This is a genomic window from Streptomyces subrutilus (genome assembly GCF_001746425.1).
Classification (GTDB): Bacteria; Actinomycetota; Actinomycetes; order Streptomycetales; family Streptomycetaceae; genus Streptomyces; species Streptomyces subrutilus_A.
This window is the reverse complement of the sequence record NZ_MEHK01000001.1, coordinates 5,057,592-5,076,479: the sequence shown is the minus strand read 5'-3', so window position 1 is coordinate 5,076,479 and position 18,888 is coordinate 5,057,592. Positions and strand designations below refer to the sequence as shown.

Genomic DNA, 18,888 nt, shown 5'->3' with positions numbered 1-18,888 from the left:
GCGGCTCAGATGTCGCGGCGCTGCTCCACGACCGGGAGGGCGCCCATGGCGCGGCGGCGCTTGAGGACGCTGGAGTAGACGGCCAGGCCGATGAGGCCCACGCCCATCATGATCAGCCCGACCACGTCGAGGTTGACGCTCTCCATCTCCCAGTCGGTGGCGAACGTCAGGATGGCCCCCACCACTATCAGGCCGATGCAGCCACCAAGGCCGGTCATAGGATTCGCCTCCGAAGGCTCGGTGTCGTCGTGCTCAGGTCCAGCGGATACCCCCGCCCGGCAGACGGAAACGCCCCCTGCCGCCGGGCTGTTGGCGGCAGGGGGCGTTCTCGGGGGCGCGCGGGGGGCTCGTTACGCCGGGATCCAGGCGTAGCAGCCCGAGGAGTTGAACTCGGCCGTGCCCGACGGGATGGCGGCCGCGATCTTGTCGCCCGCGTTGGGCGGGGTCTCCGGTCCCGAGGCGAGGATCGAGCCGTCCTTGGACTTCGCCTCCCACGTGCAGGTGGAGGCCTGCGTCAGGGCGCGGTAGGTGCCGGCCGCGGGCGAGGTGCGGGGGCCTTCGGGGAAGCCCTTCTCCGCCGCCGCGAGGATCGGCTTCTGGTCCGGGCACAGGTGGGTGATCGCGTCCTTGGCGCCCGGGATCTCCCCGGTGATGACGGCCCCGGTCGCCGCGTCCTTGTCGCGCTTCGCGGTGTACTGGACGCGCTGGCAGGCCTCCTGGCCGGACTGCAGGACGGCCGCCGGGTCCATCTTCTCCGGGACCCGCCCGCTCAGGTACTTCTTCTCCTGCGCCGTGAAGGTGCCCGTCTTGGGGGTGAGCTTCGCGTCGGGCAGGACGGGGCCCGTCGGCTTCGCGTCGGGCGCCGGCGCCGAGGGCGCCGGGGTGTCCGCGGGGTCGGGGGCCGCCGAGGAGGCCGGGGGCTTCGCCTTCGCCTCCGCGCCGGAGTCGGCCTTGCCCCCGCCGGAACTGCAGGCGGTCAGCGTCAGGGCGGCGGTCAGCAGGACAGCGGCCGCTGCGGAGCGTCGGTACATCGGATGGCTCCCGTGCTTACTGGGTGGGACAGGGGTGCGGGGCCCGGCCACGTGCTGCCGGCCGGGCCCCGCCAGGTGCTCGCCGCTACTTCGCGCCGAAGGTGAGGACCAGCTGCGGGATGCCGTCGGCGGCCGTGGCCTCCGAGGACCAGATCCACAGCGGGTCGGTGCCCGTGCTCGTCAGGCCCAGGCTGTAGCTGCTGCCCAGCACCGCGGAGACCGCGGCGGTGTCCAGCGGCACGGAATGGACCGCCGAGCCGTCCGGCACGCCCGCGATGGTGCCGAGCGGGGTGGCGCCGAGGGCGGGCTTGCTGGTGAAGGTCGTGCCCGCGCCGGTCCAGGTGCCGGTGACCGGGACCACGGACACGGTGTCGGCGGTGCCGGCGCCCGTCTGCGTGTTGGTCTTGAACTGGAGGGCGGCGGACTTCAGGACCTGTCCGGCCGGGGCGGCCGGGACGTTGAAGCGCAGGTACGTCTCGTACGCCGAGGTGCCGCGCACCGCGAGCGAGGTGGACGTGCCGTAGGCGGTGCCCGGGGCGCCCTGGTTGACGTAGGTGTCCTCGGTCGCGTTGACCTTGGAGACCGAGTCGGTGGGCGCCTTGGCCAGGGTGAAGTGGTTCTTGACCTGGGCCTCGGTGAGCGCCGTCGGGTAGATGGCCGTCTCGTCGAGCTGCCCGTTGAAGTGGTTGCTCGTCGGGCGGCTCGGCCAGCCGGTGAGGTTGTCGCCGCCGACGTGCCAGTAGCCCGCGTAGGTCTGCGTGCTGGTCCGGTTCAGCGAGCCCTTGTTCTGGCCGTCCACGTACAGGGTGATGCCGCCGGGGCCCTGGGTGGCGACCACGTGGTGCCACTTGTTGTCGTTGTACGTGTCGAACAGGCCGGTGGAGACGGTCTGGGCGGAGCCGTTGGAGACTCCGAAGACCAGCCGGCCGGTGTTGGTCATGTACAGGTGCTTGTCGTACGAGCCGCTGGAACGGTCGGTGTTGCTGCCGAAGCCGACCAGCTTGCCGCCGCGCGAGGTGCCCGTCTTGAACCAGGTCTCGATGGTGAAGGCGCTGCCGACGGTCTGGCGGTGGTCGCTGTAGACCTTCTGGCTGGTGCCGTTGAAGCCCATGGCGGTGCTGGCGCCGGTGACCGCGCCGGGGGTCTGGCGCAGGGCGGGGGCGTTCAGCTGGACACCGCCGGTGTTGCCGCCGGCCGAGGAGTCGGCGACGTAGGGGCTGACGGTGTCGTCGAAGCGCCAGTACAGGCCGGCGCCGTCGGCGCGGACCTGGTTCGGGTAGGACTGGACCGCGGTCGGGACCGTCACGGAGACGCTGGCCGACAGGGCGCTGGTGTTGCCGGCCGCGTCGGTCGCGGTCACGCGGTAGCTGTAGGACTGGCCGGCCTTGACCGTGGTGTCGGTCCAGGAGGCCTGCCGGCGCTGCCACTCCAGGGAGTCCGCGTTCACCGTGGCGGCGGGCGTGGCCGAGCCGTTGCGGTAGATGCGGTAGGTCAGCTTGCTGTCGTCCGCGTCGTAGCTGGTGCGCCAGCGGACCTGTGCCTCGCCGGGCTTGACGCTGTCGGCGCTGGCCACCGGGGTGGTGGGGGCGCCGACGTCGCCGGTGGAGCCGAAGCGGGTCAGGGCCTGCTGCGGCTTGCCGTTGATGAGGGTGAACTCACCGCCGACCCACATGTACTTGACGTCGCTCTTCTCGGCGATGGCCATGACGCGCGGGCCGATGCCCTCGCCGAGGCCGTCGTTGGCGGTGGGGTGCCAGCCGAGCTTGCCCGGGCCGCGCACGAAGCCGCCCACGGGCGCGGGGGCGGCGCCGGTGTGGTCGGTCGGCTGGGCCAGCAGGAAGTGGCGCTTGCCGTCGGGGAACTCCAGCTCGGTGGAGCAGTCGTGCGCGTGCGAGGAGCTGTAGAGCACTCCGTCGTAGGGCAGCACGTACTGGGTGGCGCCGAGGCAGCGGTCGCGCCACTTCTCGCTGAAGTCGGTGTTCAGGCCGATGCGGCCGTCGAAGACGCCGCCGCCGGAGCCCTCGTTGCCGGTGTAGTAGCCCGTCGCGTCGGCCGAGATGTCCTTGACCACGGAGTTCGACGGGATGTTGCTGTACGTCTTGGTGACGGCGCCGGTGGTGGCGTTCACGACGGCCAGCGCGTGCGTGGTGGAGTTGTTGACGGAGAAGAAGTCGCCGCCCAGCAGGACGTTCTTGCCGTCGTTGCTCACCTCGATGGCGCGGCCGGGCTCGTCGGCGTTGGCCACGAAGGGCTTGAGCGCGCCGGTGGCGGCGTCGACCGCGGCGAACCGCTCGCGGGTCTGGCCGTCGACGGCGTTGAAGTCGCCGCCCACGTACAGGGTGTCGTCGGTGACGGCGAGGGCGCGCACGGTGGCGGGGACGCCCGGGTGGAACGCTGCCTTGGGGGTGCAGGTCGCGATGTCGATCGCGGCGAGGCTGGAGACGGGGGTCCCGTTGACGGCGCCGAAGTAGCCGCCCGCGTAGAGGGTCTTCTGGTCCTTCGAGACCTCCAGCGCGCGGACCGTCGCGGTGCCGTCGGAGACCGTGAAGGCGAGCTTGCACGAGGTGGGGTTGCCCGTCGCGGCGTCGAGCGCGACGAAGTTCACGGCTTCCCGCTCGGTGCCGGCGGCGCCGTCGGGCGGGCGGACGGCCGAGAAGGTGCCGCCGGCGAAGACGGTGCCGTTCGCCTGGGCCATCGCGAACACGATGCCGTCAGGCTGCCAGGTCGGCAGGCTGTCGGCGGTGAAGGCCACTGGCGCCGTGATGGCGGACGCCTGCGGCATCAGCACCAGGCCTATACCGGTGCCGGCACCGGCCAGTGACAGGACGAGGGCAGCAGTCAGCCCTCTGGATCTACGCATGAGCCCCCCAGGGCATCGCCCGGTTTGATGGCTGGAACTATCCGAACAGCCATATGTACGGGCGCAGACTAGGGCTCACGCGAGGGCCCGGTCACCCTCCTTGACCCATTGCATACCAAGTTGGAATCAAGAGGTGCGGCAGGGAGGGTGCACTACGGACATATGGCAGGTTTACCCCGACCACACCCACACAGACCTGTGGGTATGACCGTGACACGGCAAATCGTAGGGGAAATATAAGGCCTCAGCGGTCGATGCGGACCGTCACGCCCGCCAGTTGGTCCTCGATCTGGCGGATGTCGGCGTCGACCATGATCTTGGCCAGATCGGACACCAGGACCGTCGGCTTCCAGCCGAGCAGGTCATGGGCCTTGGAGGCGTCGCCGATGAGCGCGTCGACCTCGCTGGGGCGCTCGTACTTGGGGTCGTAGCGAACGTGCTCGTTCCAGTCGAGGCCCGCGTGCGTGAAGGAGGCCTCGACGAACTCGCGGACGGTCGCGGCCACCCCGGTGGCGACGACGTAGTCGGTGGGCTCGTCCTGCTGGAGCATCCGCCACATGGCGTCCACGTACTCGGGGGCGTAGCCCCAGTCGCGGACCGCGTCGAGGTTGCCGAGGTAGAGCTTCTCCTGGAGGCCCGCCTTGATGCGGGCTACGGCGCGGGTGATCTTGCGGGTCACGAAGGTCTCGCCGCGGCGCGGGGACTCGTGGTTGAAGAGGATCCCGTTGACGGCGAACATGTCGTACGCCTCGCGGTAGTTCACCGTGGTCCAGTACGCGAACACCTTGGCGGCGCCGTACGGGCTGCGCGGGTGGAACGGGGTGCCCTCGTTCTGCGGGGGCGGGGTGGCGCCGAACATCTCGGAGGACGAGGCCTGGTAGATGCGGGTGTCGACCCCGCTGGCCCGGATGGCCTCCAGCAGCCGCAGCGCGCCGAGGCCGGTCACGTCGCCGGTGTAGAGGGGCGCGTCGAAGGAGACGCGGACGTGGGACTGGGCGCCGAGGTTGTAGACCTCGTCGGGCCGTATCTCGCGGAGCAGGTTCACCAGCGCCACGCCGTCGGAGAGGTCGGCGTGGTGCAGGACGAAGGACCGGTTGGCGGTCTGCGGGTCCTGGTAGACGTGGTCGATCCGCTCCGTGTTGAAGCTGGAGGAGCGCCGCACCAGTCCGTGCACCGTGTAGCCCTTGGAAAGCAGCAGTTCGGCGAGGTACGAGCCGTCCTGCCCGGTGACGCCGGTGATCAGTGCGGTCTTGCCCATGCGGTCCCCCTGGGATGCGTTGTGTTCCGTTGTGCCGGGCGTGCCCGTGCCCTCGGGGGGCTGCGGGGTGTGCGAGTTCCGGCGGCCCTGTGGCCCGGCGGTCGCGGTTCCGCGCGGACGTCTCCGGCCGGCCTGGCCGTGGCGGCCGGGTCCGGGGGCTGGATGCGTACCGTACACGCCGCTTCCGCCCACTATGACAGCGGATGCCGCGCACTCCAACGCGCCGGCGGCAACCCGGCACGGAGCAGGCCGGCCCGCCCCGAGCGGCACGCGCCGGACCCGGTCCGCCCGGCCCGGGAGCGCGGCGGCGCAATCGCGCGCGGTCCGTGCGGGGGCGCCCCGGCGGGGCCCGCGGCCGCCGGCCCCGGACTGCCGCCACCCCCGCGCGAGCGGACTGGCATCATCGGCGGTATGACAAGTTCGCTGCCGCTCCTGCCCCCGCACGCCCGCGTCTTCGTCGCGGGCCACCGCGGCCTCGTGGGGTCCGCGGTCGCCCGCCGGCTCACCGCCGACGGGCACGAGGTGCTCACCCGGGGCCGCGCCGACCTCGACCTGCGCGACGCCGCCGCGACCGCCGCGTACCTGGCGGACGTCCGCCCGGACGCCGTGGTGCTGGCCGCCGCGAAGGTCGGCGGGATCATGGCCAACAGCACGTATCCGGTGCAGTTCCTCGAGGAGAACCTGCAGATCCAGCTCAGCGTGATCGGCGGCGCGCACGCCGCCGGCGTGGGCCGGCTGCTGTTCCTCGGGTCGTCCTGCATCTACCCCAAGCTGGCTCCGCAGCCCATCCGCGAGGACGCCTTGCTGACCGGCCCGCTGGAGCCGACCAACGAGGCCTACGCCTTGGCGAAGATCGCCGGCATCGTCCAGGTCCAGTCGTACCGCAAGCAGTACGGGGCCTCGTACATCTCGGCCATGCCGACGAACCTCTACGGCCCCGGCGACAACTTCGACCTGCAGTCCTCGCACGTCCTGCCCGCGCTCATCCGGCGCTTCCACGAGGCCGCCGCCGAGGGCCGCGACGAGGTCGTGCTGTGGGGCAGCGGCACGCCGCGCCGCGAGTTCCTGCACGTGGACGACCTCGCCGCCGCGTGTGCGGTGCTGCTGCGCGACTACGACGGCGACGAGCCCGTCAACATCGGCTGCGGCGAGGACCTGACGATCCGGGAACTGGCCGAGACCGTCGCCGAGGTGACCGGCTTCGGTGGACGGCTCGCCTGGGACACGTCCAAGCCGGACGGGACCCCGCGCAAGCTGCTGGACGTCGGCCGGCTGACCTCGCTCGGCTGGAAGCCGGCCGTCCCGCTGCGGGACGGCATCGCGGCCACCTACGCCTGGTGGCTGCGCGAGCGGGAGCAGCAGCGGAACGGCTGATCCCACCCGGGGCCCCTCAGTACGCTCCGCGGCCGTCGACGACGGCGCGGAGCGTACGGCCCATCACGTCGACGTCACTGGTGAAGGACCAGTTGTCGACGTACTGCAGATCCAGCTGAATCGTTTCATCCCAAGACAGGTCGGAGCGCCCGCTGATCTGCCACAGTCCCGTCATCCCGGGGCGCACGGTGAGCCGGCGCAGTTCGACCTCGTCGTACTTCGCCACCTCCTCCGGCAGCGGCGGGCGCGGGCCGACCAGCGACATGTCCCCGGTCAGGACGTTGATCAGCTGCGGCAGCTCGTCCATGGAGGTGCGGCGCAGCAGCCGGCCCACCCGGGTCACCCGGGGATCGCGGCGCATCTTGAACATCAGGCCGTCGTTCTCGTTGTGCCCGGCCAGCTCCGCCTTGCGGGCGTCGGCGTCCACCACCATGGTGCGGAACTTCCACATGACGAACGGGGCCCCGTCGCGGCCGATGCGCCGCTGCCGGTAGAAGGCGGGGCCGCGCGAGCCGAAACGTATCGCCAGGATGATGCCGAGGAAGAACGGGGAGAGCAGCAGCAGCCCCACGGCCGCCCCCACCCGGTCCAGGACCGACTTGAGCAGGGTCTGCACGCCCCGGCTGACCGGCGGCGCGACCCGCAGCACGGCGAGCCCGCCCGCGGACAGGGTCTCCAGCCGCTTGACGGAGACCTCCACCAGGCCGGGGAAGACCGCGAGTTCCAGTCCGGCGTCGTGCAGGGCCCAGGCGACCCGGCGCAGCCGCTCCCCCGTGATCCGCGCGCCGGGGGCGACGAGCACCAGGTCGGCGTTGTGGCTGCGGACGGCGCCGAGTACGGCGGCGGAGTCGCCGCCCGGGGCCGGCGGCATCCCCGCGTCGAGGCGGGCCGCGACCGGGACCCCGCTGGTGAGGGCTCCGGCGCCGACCGGGACCACGCCGACGACCACGTAGGGGTGGTCGGTGCGGGCGGCCAGGTGCGCGATGACGTCCTCGGCGGCGTCGGGCTCGCCCACCACCAGGACCCGGCTGACGGCCTGGGCCTCGCGCCGGGCCGCCGAGAGGTGGCGGTAGGTCAACTTGTGGCAGGCTACGGTGATCAGCAGGGCGGGCAGCAGGGCCCCGAGGGCGGACAGCCGGGGAGTGGCCTCGTCGGTCACCACACGGACCACGGCCAGCACGCCGATCAGAATCAGCCAGTCGTGCACCACGGGCAGCACACCGCGGGACTCCCCCAGCGCCCGGCCCGCGTACCGCCGGCGCAGCGCCTGCACCCCGGTCCACGCCACGGCGGCTGCCAGCGCGCAGTGCAGGGGCCGGACCTGCTGCGCTGCGGAGAAGACCAGCCCCACGGGCACGGCGGCGCCGAGGAAGTCGGCGCTCACGGCGGCGGGCAGGTACCAGCGGGCCTTGTCACCGAGGCGCCGTGCGGACACGGACGACCCGCGGGCAGCGCTGGCCACTCTTTGCGCCGGAAAATGGACATGCCTCATGGGCCCCCCTGGCACGTGGTCTATGGCAGCGGCGAGCGCCCATGGCTTCCCCAGGCAACGGACGACTGTCGCACCGGGAAACAGTACGACAAACGCCCGTACGGTAAATGCCGATTGGGGCAACCCGACCTCTTGTTGCTCAAGTGTTAGCAACCGGTATCAGCCGTTCCGAATATCGGGGGGCTCTTTCGCACGCAAAGGTGAACGGTCCGGATACCGGATACGTCTCATCGGAGAACGAACCGTTTCCGGCCAACCTTTTGACGCGCTCCTGACATTGTGGCGAGCAGCTGTCACTCTTCGACCGTTCATCGCACCAGCCCTGTTCTGCCCGGAGGCCCACCCAGCCGTCCGGAACCCCCCTTGCAGAAGGAGTCTGCGTTGAGGTCCACCCCCCAGAGGCGAGCCACCGCGGCCGGCGCCCTCGTAGCCGCGGCGGCGCTGCTCGCCGTAGGCATACAGACCGGCACCGCCACCGCCGACGCCACCGCGTCAGAGGCCCGCACGGCCGCCCAGCCCAACCCGGGCGCGGCCAACCGCGTACTCAGCGCTTCGGAGCGTGCGACGCTCCTCGCCGAGGCGAACTCGACCACCGCGGCTGCGGCCAAGGCCCTCGGCCTCGGCGGCGGCGAGAAGCTGGTCGTCCGCGATGTCGTCCAGGATGCGGACGGCACCACGCACACCACCTACGAGCGGACCTACGACGGTCTGCCCGTCCTCGGCGGCGACCTGACGGTCCACGCCAAGGGCGGCGTGACCAAGAGCGTGACGAAGGCCACCCAGCACGAGATCAAGGTCGCCGACACGACCGCCTCGGTGACCCCGGCGGCCGCGGAGAGCCAGGCGGTCTCCGCCGCGAACGCCGAGGGCTCCAAGGAGGCGAAGCCCTCCAAGAGCGCCCGCAAGGTGATCTGGGCGGCCGAGGGCGTTCCGGTCCTCGCGTTCGAGACCGTCGTCGGGGGCCTGCAGCACGACGGCACGCCGAACGAGCTGCACGTGGTCACCAACGCCAAGACCGGGGCCAAGATCACCGAGTGGCAGGCCGTCGAGACCGGCACCGGCAACACCATGTACAGCGGCCAGGTGACCCTGGGGACCTCGCAGTCGGGCAGCACCTACAACCTGACCGACGCGGGCCGCGGCAACCACAAGACCTACAACCTCAACCGGGGCACCTCCGGCACCGGCACGCTCTTCTCCGGCCCGGACGACCTCTGGGGCAACGGCCAGCCGGCCAACCTGGAGACGGCCGCCGCCGACGCCCACTACGGCGCGCAGGTGACGTGGGACTACTACAAGAACGTGCACGGTCGCAACGGCCTGCGCAACGACGGGGTCTCCCCGTACACCCGCGTCCACTACGGCAACAACTACGTGAACGCGTTCTGGCAGGACTCCTGCTTCTGCATGACCTACGGCGACGGTGACGGCAACGCCAAGCCGCTCACCTCCACCGACGTGGCCGCGCACGAGATGACCCACGGCCTCACCTCGGTCACCGGCAACATGACGTACAGCGGCGAGCCCGGCGGCCTGAACGAGGCGACCTCCGACATCATGGCGGCGGCCGTCGAGTTCTACGCCAACAACCCGCAGGACGTCGGCGACTACTTGGTCGGCGAGAAGATCGACATCCGCGGCAACGGCACCCCGCTGCGCTACATGGACAAGCCCAGCAAGGACGGCTCGTCCAAGGACAACTGGTACTCGGGCATCGGCTCGATCGACGTCCACTACTCCTCGGGCCCGGCGAACCACTGGTACTACCTGGCCTCCGAGGGCTCGGGCGCCAAGGTCGTCAACGGCGTGAGCTACGACTCGCCCACGGCTGACGGCCTGCCCGTCACCGCGATCGGCCGGGACGCCGCCTCGAAGATCTGGTTCCGCGCGCTGACGGTCGGCTACTTCAAGTCGAACACCAACTACGCCGACGCCCGCGTGCAGACGCTGAAGGCCGCCGCGGACCTCTACGGCCAGGGCTCCACGATCTACAACAACGTCGCCAACGCCTGGGCCGGCGTCGCCGTCGGACCCCGCATCGTCAGCGGCGTGACGGTCAGCCCGATCGCCAACCAGACCACCCAGGTCAACACCGCTGTCAGCCTGCAGGTCCAGGCCACCAGCACGAACCCGGGTGCGCTGAGCTACGCGGCGACCGGCCTGCCGGCCGGGCTGTCGATCAACTCCTCCACCGGCCTGATCTCGGGCACGGCCACCACGGCGGGCACGTCCAACGTGACCGTCACCGTGACGGACTCGCAGAGCAAGACCGGTACGGCGTCCTTCACCTGGACCGTCGGCACCGGCCAGCAGAACGTCTTCGAGAACACGAACGACTACCAGATCGGCGACAACGCCACGGTCGAGTCCCCGATCGCGGTGACCCGCACGGGCAACGCCCCGAGCACGCTGAAGGTGGACGTGAACATCGTCCACACCTACGTCGGTGACCTGGTCGTCGACCTGGTCGCCCCCGACGGCAGCGTGTACAACCTGCGCAACCGCTCCGGCGGCAGCGCGGACAACATCGTCCAGTCCTTCACCGTGAACGCCTCCTCCGAGGCCGCCAACGGCACCTGGAAGCTCCGCGTCAGGGACGCCGCCAGCCTGGACACCGGCTACATCAACAGCTGGAAGCTCACCTTCTGACCCCACGGGGGTGAGGTGAGCACCTGCTGAACCCGCATGACCACGGGGCCGCCCGGGAGAAGACCTCCCCGGGCGGCCCTGTTCCATTGCCTTCGCCCGTGCCCCGCCGGGACCACCTGCCCCCGGACCGAGGACCTTCGCGGCGCGCCGGGTCGAGGACGGCGAGCCGGTGTACGGCCCGCGCGACGATCCGGACCTCGCCAGGATGGCGGCGCTCGGCCTGCCGTTCCGGCTCGCGGGCGGCCCGGCCCGAGCCGCGGGCGGTGGCCGCGGCCCGGGCCGCGGGGGCGGCCGGGGTGCAGGTCGGCAGCGCCTTCGCCCTGTGCGAGGAGTCCGGGATGGCCCGCCACCTGCGCGAGGAACTGCGCTGCCGGGCCCACGAGGGCACCCTCACCGTCCGCAACGACCCGGAGGCCTCGCCGACGGCGTTCCCCTTCAAGGTGGCCCAACTCCCGGGGACGCTCTCGGATCCCGAGGTGGCCGCGGCCCGCCGCCGGGTGTGCGGCCTGGGCTTCCTGCGCACGCCGGTACGGGGCTCCCGCGGGCCGGTCTACCGGTGTGCCGCGGAGCCGGTGGCGGCGTACGTCCGCAAGGGCGGGGACCCGGCCGACACGCGGGGCCGGCAGTGCCTGTGCAACGGCCTGCTCGCCACGATCGGCCTCGCGCGGCGGCGGCCGGGCGGCCGGGTGGAGCCCGCGCTCGTGACCATCGGCAAGGACCTGTCGTTCCTGGCGGCGCTCTTCCCGGACGCCCGGCCCTACACCGCGGCGGACGTGGTGCGGTGGCCGGCGGCCGGGGCCGGCGGCCGGGGCCGGCGGGGCCGAGCGCGGCTGAAGCACGGGGAAGGGCGGTCAGCCGACCGCCCGGAAGATGCCGGAGAAAAGGCCCCCTTCGGCCACCGCGGCCCGCTCGCCGGTGTCGGCCGGGCAGCGTAAAAGCGGACGAGGACGCACAAACGACCGACGGGCCAGGCACGTCGGAGGTTCACCCGTGCGGCCCGCCGCACGGGCGCGGGGGCGGGCGGCCCGGATCCGCCGCCCGCCCCCGCACCGCGCGGCCCGCGTCACCGCAGGAGCACGCCGCCTCCCGCATCCGTGTCCACCGGGGCCGCGACCAGCCCCAGTTCCGCCGGGCTGGCCAGCAGCGGATGCGCCGGCAGGATGCGGACCGTGTAGCCGAAGGGCCCCGTGCGGTCGAGGGCGAGCGGGCCCTCGTACACCCAGCGCCCCTCCAGGTCCGGCCCGGCGGACGGCTTGAGCGGGAAGGTCCGCCCGTCCCGGATCACGTCCTGCGCGTCCACCCGCCCGGCGAAGGCCTGCACCTCCACGTCCTCCGGCAGCAGCGCGTCCAGCGAGACGTGCACGCGCAGCGTGAGGGTGGCCCCCAGCTCGGCCGTGCCGTTGACCGGGGCCGCGGCGAGGGCCTCGACGTGCTCGACGCCGACCCTCGGCCAGGCCGCCCGGACCCGCCCCTTCCACCAGGCGAGGTCCCGCGCCGCGTCGGGGCCGAGGGCCCGGTGGGCGCGCGCGGCCGGGGCGTAGAGGCGTTCCACGTACTCCCGCACCATTCGCCCGGCGAGCACCTTGGGCCCGAGCGAGACCAGCGTGCGCCGGACCATCTCGATCCACCGCACCGGCAGCCCGCTGCGGCCGGCCCGGTCGTAGAACCGGGGGGCGACCCGGCCCTCGATCAGCTCGTAGAGGGCGTTCGCCTCCAGGTCGTCGCGCCGCTCCTCGTCGGTGCCGAGCCCGTCGGCCGTGGGGATGGCCCAGCCGAAGTCGGGCTCGAACCACTCGTCCCACCACCCGTCCAGCACGGACAGGTTGAGGCAGCCGTTCAGCGCGGCCTTCATCCCGCTGGTGCCGCAGGCCTCCAGGGGCCGCAGCGGGTTGTTCAGCCAGACGTCGCAGCCCGGGTAGAGCTTCTGCGCCATGGCCATGCCGTAGTCGGGCAGGAAGACGATCCGGTGGCGCACCCGCGGGTCGTCGGAGAACCGCACCAGTTCCTGCACGAGCCGCTTGCCGCCGTCGTCCGCCGGGTGCGCCTTGCCCGCGACCACGATCTGCACCGGCCGGTCCGGGTCGAGCAGCAGCCTGCGCAGCCGGTCGGGGTCCCGCAGCATCAGCGTGAGCCGCTTGTACGAGGGCACGCGCCGGGCGAAGCCGATGGTCAGCACGTCCGGGTCGAGGACGGAGTCCACCCAGCCCAGTTCGGCGTCGGCGGCCCCGCGCTGGCGCCAGGAGGCCCGCAGCCGGTCGCGTACCTCCTGGACCAGTTGTTCGCGCAGCACCCGGCGCAGGTCCCACACGTCCTGGTCCGGGATGTCGGCGACGGCGTCCCAGCGCGTCGACCCGCCGACGGACAGCGCGTCCTCCGTCCGCCCGGCGCCGATCTGGCGGGCGCCCAGCCGGACGACCTCCGGGGCCACCCAGGTGGGGGCGTGCACCCCGTTGGTGACGGAGGTGATGGGCACGTCGGAGGGGTCGAAGCCCGGCCACAGTCCGGCGAACATCTCCCGGCTGACCGCGCCGTGCAGGGTGGACACGCCGTTGGCGCGCTGCGCCAGGCGCAGTCCCATCACCGCCATGTTGAACACGCCGGGGTCGCCGCCGGGATAGTTCTCCGCGCCGAGCTCCAGGATCCGCTCGACGGGGACGCCGGCCAGTTCCCCGCCCTCGCCGAAGTGCCGGGCCACCAGGGCCCGCTCGAAGCGGTCGATGCCGGCCGGGACGGGGGTGTGCGTGGTGAACACGGTCCCGGCGCGCACCGCCTCGACGGCGGCGTCGAAGCCGAGGCCCTGCTCGCGCTCCAGTTCCCTTATGCGCTCCAGCCCCAGGAAGCCGGCGTGTCCCTCGTTGGTGTGGAACACCTCGGGGTCGGGATGCCCGGTGATCGCGCAGTAGGCGCGCACGGCCCGGACCCCGCCGATGCCCAGCAGCATCTCCTGGAGCAGCCGGTGGTCGCTGCCGCCGCCGTAGAGCCGGTCGGTCACCTCGCGGGCCGGGGCGTCGTTGTCCTCGACGTCGGAGTCCAGGAGCAGCAGCGGTACGCGGCCGACGCGGGCCTGCCAGATGTGCGCGTGCAGGGCGCGTCCGCCGGGGAGGGTCAGGCCGACGCGGGCTGGGGAGCCGTCGTCCTGGCGGAGCAGGGCGAGCGGGAGTTCGTTGGGGTCGAGGACGGGATAGTGCTCCTGCTGCCAGCCGTCGCGCGAGAGCGACTGGCGGAAGTAGCCGTGCCGGTAGAGCAGTCCCACGCCGATGAGCGGGACGCCCAGGTCGCTGGCGGCCTTCAGGTGGTCCCCGGCGAGGATGCCGAGGCCGCCGGAGTACTGGGGCAGGGCGGCGGTGATGCCGAATTCGGGGGAGAAATAGGCGATGCCGGCGGGCAGTTCCGCACCGATCTCCTGGCTCTGGTACCACCTCCCGCCGTTGACGTAGTCATCGAGGTCGGCGGCGGCGACGGCGAGGCGCCGCAGGAAGCGGCGGTCGCCGGCGAGTTCCGCGAGCCGGGCGGCGGACACGGCGCCGAGCAGCCTGACGGGGTCGCCGCCGGCGGCCTGCCAGCCCTCGGGGTCGACGGATTGGAAGAGTTCGCGGGTCTCGGCATGCCACGACCAGCGCAGATTGCGCGCGAGGTCGGTGAGCGGCAGCAGGGTCTCGGGAAGGACGGGGCGCACGGTGAATCGACGGATAGCCTTCACACGTTCCACCTTCGCAGGGGATTGCGGATCGGAGCGGCCGCACCACGCTGTGCATCCGCGCATCACCCCCGGAAGGCTAGCGCCGCCCCCGCCCCGAGGGCCATGGCGCCCGGGGCCTCCGCCGGGCGGGCGGCTCGGGCGGCCGGGTCGGGTACCGCGCCGGCCCGTCCCACTCCTTGGGATTCCGGGTGTCCGTTTTGGGCGCCGCCGGGGTTTCGGGCGTATGAGACCGGCCAACTTCGACGGGTCCTCGTACCCGTACCTCCGGACGGGCGCGTTCGCGGCCTGCCCGTTTTCTATGGGTTTGTTCCTGTAACCTACGCGTCCCAGCGAGGACCGGGTGACAGGTGTGGCGCATGAGAGGTGTCGCCCCATCAGGTGGTCCTGCGCGACTTGACGGAGCACGGTCGGATGTCGACCCGGCGCTCGGTATGGGCCGTGCCACTACGTACGAGTAGTTAACCAAGGGCGCGGATTGCGCGGGGAGAGAGTGGGAAGGGCTCACCGGGTACACGTGGTACACGCACGGCGCACCCGCCCCCAACCTCTCCCGCCACCCGAGTGAACGCGGACAGGAGCGGCCATGCCCGCAGCCCAGCCGTCCACCGAGCGGCTAGAAACAGAGCGAACAGAGCGTGCACTACCAGCCGCGATACCGGCTGGCCCGTTGTCACCGAGCCCTGCGAACTGCCCCCAGGTGATCCCATCATGATCGGTCGCATTCCCGTGCTGGACGTCCGCCCCGCCGTCGACTGCGGCGCCAGACCCGCCAAGGCGGTCGTGGACGAAGTCTTCGAGATCTCCGCAACCGTGTTCCGCGAGGGACATGACGCGGTCAACGCGCACGTCGTGCTCCGCGATCCGAGCGGGCGGCTGCGGCCCCCCGTGCCGATGCGCGAGCTCGCCCCCGGCACCGACCGGTGGGGGGCGCGGATCTCCGCCGACGCCGAGGGGAGGTGGACCTACACCGTCGAGGCGTGGAGCGACCCCGTGGCCACCTGGCGGGCCCACGCCGCGATCAAGATCCCAGCCGGGATCGACACCGGCCTCACCCTCCTCGAAGGCGCGGAGCTCTACGCCCGCGCCGCCGCGAAGATCCCCAAGCGTGACGGCCGCGAGGCGGTCCGGGCCGCCGCCGACGCCATGCGGGACGAGGACCGGGAGGTCGCCGCACGGTACGCGGCCGCCCTCGACCCCGCCGTGGACGCCGCGCTCGCGAAGAAGCCGCTGCGCGAGCTGGTCACCGCCGCCAAGCCGCTGCCGCTGGTGGTCGAGCGCAAGCGGGCCCTCTTCGGCTCCTGGTACGAGATGTTCCCCCGGTCGGAGGGGGCCGTCGTCGAACCGGGCGAGGTACCGGTCAGCGGGACCTTCCGGACCGCCGCCGAGCGGCTGCCGGCGATCGCCGCGATGGGCTTCGACGTGGTGTACCTGCCGCCGATCCACCCGATCGGCTCCACCTACCGCAAGGGCCCGAACAACACCTTGTCGGCGGGGAGTTGGGACCCCGGTGTGCCGTGGGCCATCGGCTCCACCGAGGGGGGCCACGACGCCGTCCACCCCGACCTCGGGACCATCGAGGACTTCGACGCCTTCGTCGCCCGCGCCCGCGACCTGCGCATGGAGGTCGCCCTGGACTTCGCCCTCCAGTGCTCGCCCGACCACCCGTGGGTGGAGAAGAACCCGCAGTGGTTCCGCCACCGCGCCGACGGGACGATCGCCTACGCCGAGAACCCGCCGAAGAAGTACCAGGACATCTACCCCGTCCACTTCGACGCGGACATGGCCGGGATCGTCGAGGAGACCTGCCGGATCCTGCGGTACTGGATGGACCACGGCGTGCGCATCTTCCGGGTGGACAACCCGCACACCAAGCCCGTGTCCTTCTGGCAGAAGGTGATCGCGGACATCAACAAGTCCGACCCGGACGTGATCTTCCTGGCCGAGGCCTTCACCCGCCCGGCGATGATGCGGGCCCTGGCCGCCGTCGGCTTCCAGCAGTCCTACACGTACTTCACCTGGCGCAACACCAAGGCCGAGCTCACCGAGTACCTGACCGAGCTCGCCGGCACCCGGTCGGCCTCCGTCATGCGCCCGAACTTCTTCGTGAACACCCCCGACATCCTCCACGAGTACCTGCAGAAGGGCGGCCGCCCCGCCTTCGAGGTGCGGGCGGTGCTCGCCGCCACCCTGTCCCCCGCCTGGGGCGTCTACGCCGGGTACGAGCTCTGCGAGAACACACCGGTGCGGGAGGGCAGCGAGGAGTACCTGAACTCCGAGAAGTACGAGTACCGGCCGCGCGACTGGGCGGCGGCGGACCGCGAGGGCCGCACCATCGCCCCGCTGATCACCACGCTGAACCGGGTGCGCCGGCGCAATCCGGCCCTCCAGCAGCTGCGCGACATCCACTTCCACTCGACCGACAACGAACAGGTGATCGCCTATTCGAAGCACGCCGGCGCCAATTCCGTACTGGTGGTCGTCAACCTCGATCCGCACCACACCCAGGAGGCGACGGTCTCGTTGGACATGCCGGTACTCGGCCTGGACTGGCACGGGTCCCTCGCGGTGCGCGACGAGCTCACCGGCGAGACCTATCACTGGGGCAGGGCGAACTACGTGCGCCTGGAGCCGGGCCGCACGCCCGCGCACGTGCTTGCCGCCCTGCGACCGTCCCCGCCCACCGGAGGGTCACCCGCCACATGCTGATCAACGATCCCGTCCACGACACGTTCGAGGACACCCCCGCCAAGGACCGCGACCCCGACTGGTTCAAGCGGGCCGTCTTCTACGAGGTCCTGGTCCGCTCCTTCCACGACAGCAACGGCGACGGCGTGGGGGACCTCAGGGGACTCACCGCCAAGCTGGAGTACCTGCAGTGGCTCGGCGTCGACTGCCTGTGGCTGCCGCCGTTCTTCGCCTCGCCGCTGCGCGACGGCGGCTACGACGTGTCCGACTACACCTCCGTGCTCCCCGAGTTCGGCGACCTGGCCGACTTCGTCGAGTTCGTGGACGCCGCCCACCAGCGCGGCATGCGGGTGATCATCGACTTCGTCATGAACCACACCAGCGACCAGCACGAGTGGTTCCAGCAGTCCCGCAAGGACCCGGACGGTCCGTACGGCGACTACTACATGTGGGCGGACAACGACAAGCAGTACCAGGACGCCCGCATCATCTTCATCGACACCGAGACCTCGAACTGGACGTACGACCCCGTACGCAAGCAGTACTACTGGCACCGCTTCTTCTCGCACCAGCCGGACCTGAACTACGAGAACCCGGCCGTCGTCGAGGAGGTGCTCTCCGCCCTGCGCTTCTGGCTGGACCTCGGCATCGACGGCTTCCGGCTGGACGCCGTGCCCTACCTGTTCGCCGAGGAGGGCACCAACTGCGAGAACCTCCCCCGCACCCACCGGCTCCTCAAGCGGGTCCGGGAGGAGATCGACGCGCACTACCCCGACACCGTGCTGCTCGCCGAGGCCAACCAGTGGCCCGAAGACGTCGTCGATTACTTCGGGGACTTCGCCAAGGGCGGGGACGAGTGCCACATGGCGTTCCACTTCCCCGTCATGCCGCGCATCTTCATGGCCGTACGAAGAGAGTCGCGCTACCCGGTCTCCGAGATCCTGGCCAAGACCCCGGCGATCCCGGAACGCTGCCAGTGGGGCATCTTCCTGCGCAACCACGACGAGCTGACCCTCGAGATGGTCACCGACGAAGAGCGCGACTACATGTACGCCGAGTACGCCAAGGACCCGCGGATGCGGGCCAACATCGGCATCCGGCGCCGCCTCGCCCCGCTCCTGGACAACGACCGCAACCAGATGGAGCTGTTCACCGCCCTGCTGCTGTCGCTGCCCGGCTCGCCGGTGCTCTACTACGGCGACGAGATCGGCATGGGCGACAACATCTGGCTGGGCGACCGCGACGGCGTCCGCACGCCGATGCAGTGGACTCCGGACCGCAACGCCGGTTTCTCCTCCTGCGATCCGGGCAGGCTGAACCTGCCGGTCATCATGGACCCGGTCTACGGGTACCAGGTCACCAATGTCGAGGCCGCGATGGCATCGCCCTCGTCACTGTTGCACTGGACCCGGCGGCTGATCGAGATCCGCAAGGCGAACCCCGCCTTCGGACTCGGCTCGTACACCGAACTGCCCTCGTCCAACCCGGCGGTCCTCGCGTTCCTGCGCGAGTTCGGGGACGACCTGGTGCTGTGCGTGCACAACTTCTCGCGCTTCGCGCAGCCCACCGAGCTGGATCTGCGGTCGTTCAACGGGCGGGTCCCGGTGGAGCTCACGGGTGATGTGCGCTTCCCGCCGATCGGCGAGTGGCCGTACCTGCTGACCCTGGCGGGACACGGCTTCTACTGGTTCCGGCTGCGCGCCGAGCAACGCGGCGAGCAGCGCGTCGACTAGGGCCTCCCAGCAGGCCGGGTACGGGGCGGGCAGCACGCGAATGGGTCAATCGCCCGCCCTGTACGGATCATCCTGACCCGACACTCGCACATACCGGAGAAGCAAC

At 71.5% G+C, this 18,888-nt stretch carries 11 protein-coding genes; 5 read left to right on the top strand and 6 right to left on the bottom strand.

Annotation, left to right across the window (positions count from 1 at the left end; all coding sequences use genetic code 11):
- Positions 1-5: 5 nt before the first annotated feature.
- From BGK67_RS23990 to gmd, 4 genes are all read right to left on the bottom strand, one after another.
- Positions 6-218 carry a hypothetical protein gene (locus BGK67_RS23990; protein ID WP_069922018.1) on the bottom strand — a complete coding sequence of 71 codons (213 nt, stop codon included), beginning with the start codon at positions 216-218 and terminating at the stop codon, positions 6-8.
- Between the two features lie 132 nt (positions 219-350).
- The gene (locus tag BGK67_RS23985; protein ID WP_069922017.1) at positions 351-1,031 is read right to left on the bottom strand and encodes a hypothetical protein; all 681 of its coding nucleotides are present in this window, start codon (positions 1,029-1,031) and stop codon (positions 351-353) included.
- 85 nt (positions 1,032-1,116) lie between these two features.
- Positions 1,117-3,891: a CBM96 family carbohydrate-binding protein gene (locus tag BGK67_RS23980; protein ID WP_069922016.1), complete on the bottom strand. Its 2,775-nt coding sequence runs from the start codon at positions 3,889-3,891 to the stop codon at positions 1,117-1,119.
- 244 nt (positions 3,892-4,135) lie between these two features.
- Positions 4,136-5,149 carry a GDP-mannose 4,6-dehydratase gene (gmd, locus tag BGK67_RS23975; RefSeq protein WP_069922015.1) on the bottom strand — a complete coding sequence of 338 codons (1,014 nt, stop codon included), beginning with the start codon at positions 5,147-5,149 and terminating at the stop codon, positions 4,136-4,138.
- A 411-nt stretch (positions 5,150-5,560) separates the two neighbouring features.
- Here gmd and BGK67_RS23970 point away from each other — a divergent pair, with 411 nt between their 5' ends.
- A complete protein-coding gene (locus BGK67_RS23970; RefSeq protein WP_069922014.1) occupies positions 5,561-6,523 on the top strand; it encodes a GDP-L-fucose synthase family protein in 963 nt (320 codons plus the stop codon).
- Positions 6,524-6,539: 16 nt separating this feature from the next.
- On the opposite strand, the gene BGK67_RS23965 is transcribed toward BGK67_RS23970, so the two are convergent.
- The gene (locus BGK67_RS23965; RefSeq protein ID WP_079154344.1) at positions 6,540-8,015 is read right to left on the bottom strand and encodes a sugar transferase; all 1,476 of its coding nucleotides are present in this window, start codon (positions 8,013-8,015) and stop codon (positions 6,540-6,542) included.
- A 381-nt stretch (positions 8,016-8,396) separates the two neighbouring features.
- Between BGK67_RS23965 and BGK67_RS23960 the strand changes: the two genes are divergently transcribed.
- Together BGK67_RS23960 and BGK67_RS23955 are read left to right on the top strand one after the other, a co-directional pair.
- On the top strand, positions 8,397-10,664 hold the full coding sequence (locus tag BGK67_RS23960) for a M4 family metallopeptidase (protein ID WP_069922012.1): 2,268 nt from the start codon (positions 8,397-8,399) through the stop codon (positions 10,662-10,664).
- Between the two features lie 263 nt (positions 10,665-10,927).
- A complete protein-coding gene (locus BGK67_RS23955) occupies positions 10,928-11,599 on the top strand; it encodes a hypothetical protein (protein ID WP_069922011.1) in 672 nt (223 codons plus the stop codon).
- Positions 11,600-11,727: 128 nt separating this feature from the next.
- On the opposite strand, the gene glgP is transcribed toward BGK67_RS23955, so the two are convergent.
- A complete protein-coding gene (glgP, locus tag BGK67_RS23950) occupies positions 11,728-14,364 on the bottom strand; it encodes an alpha-glucan family phosphorylase (RefSeq protein ID WP_069922010.1) in 2,637 nt (878 codons plus the stop codon).
- Between the two features lie 708 nt (positions 14,365-15,072).
- Here glgP and BGK67_RS23945 point away from each other — a divergent pair.
- Both BGK67_RS23945 and treS read left to right on the top strand, forming a co-directional pair.
- Positions 15,073-17,070 carry an alpha-1,4-glucan--maltose-1-phosphate maltosyltransferase gene (locus BGK67_RS23945; protein WP_069922009.1) on the top strand — a complete coding sequence of 666 codons (1,998 nt, stop codon included), beginning with the start codon at positions 15,073-15,075 and terminating at the stop codon, positions 17,068-17,070.
- Positions 17,064-18,782, top strand: a complete 1,719-nt coding sequence (treS, locus tag BGK67_RS23940; protein ID WP_069922008.1) for a maltose alpha-D-glucosyltransferase — start codon at positions 17,064-17,066, stop codon at positions 18,780-18,782. Before BGK67_RS23945 ends, treS begins: the two co-directional genes overlap by 7 nt.
- The last annotated feature ends 106 nt before the right edge of the window (positions 18,783-18,888 follow it).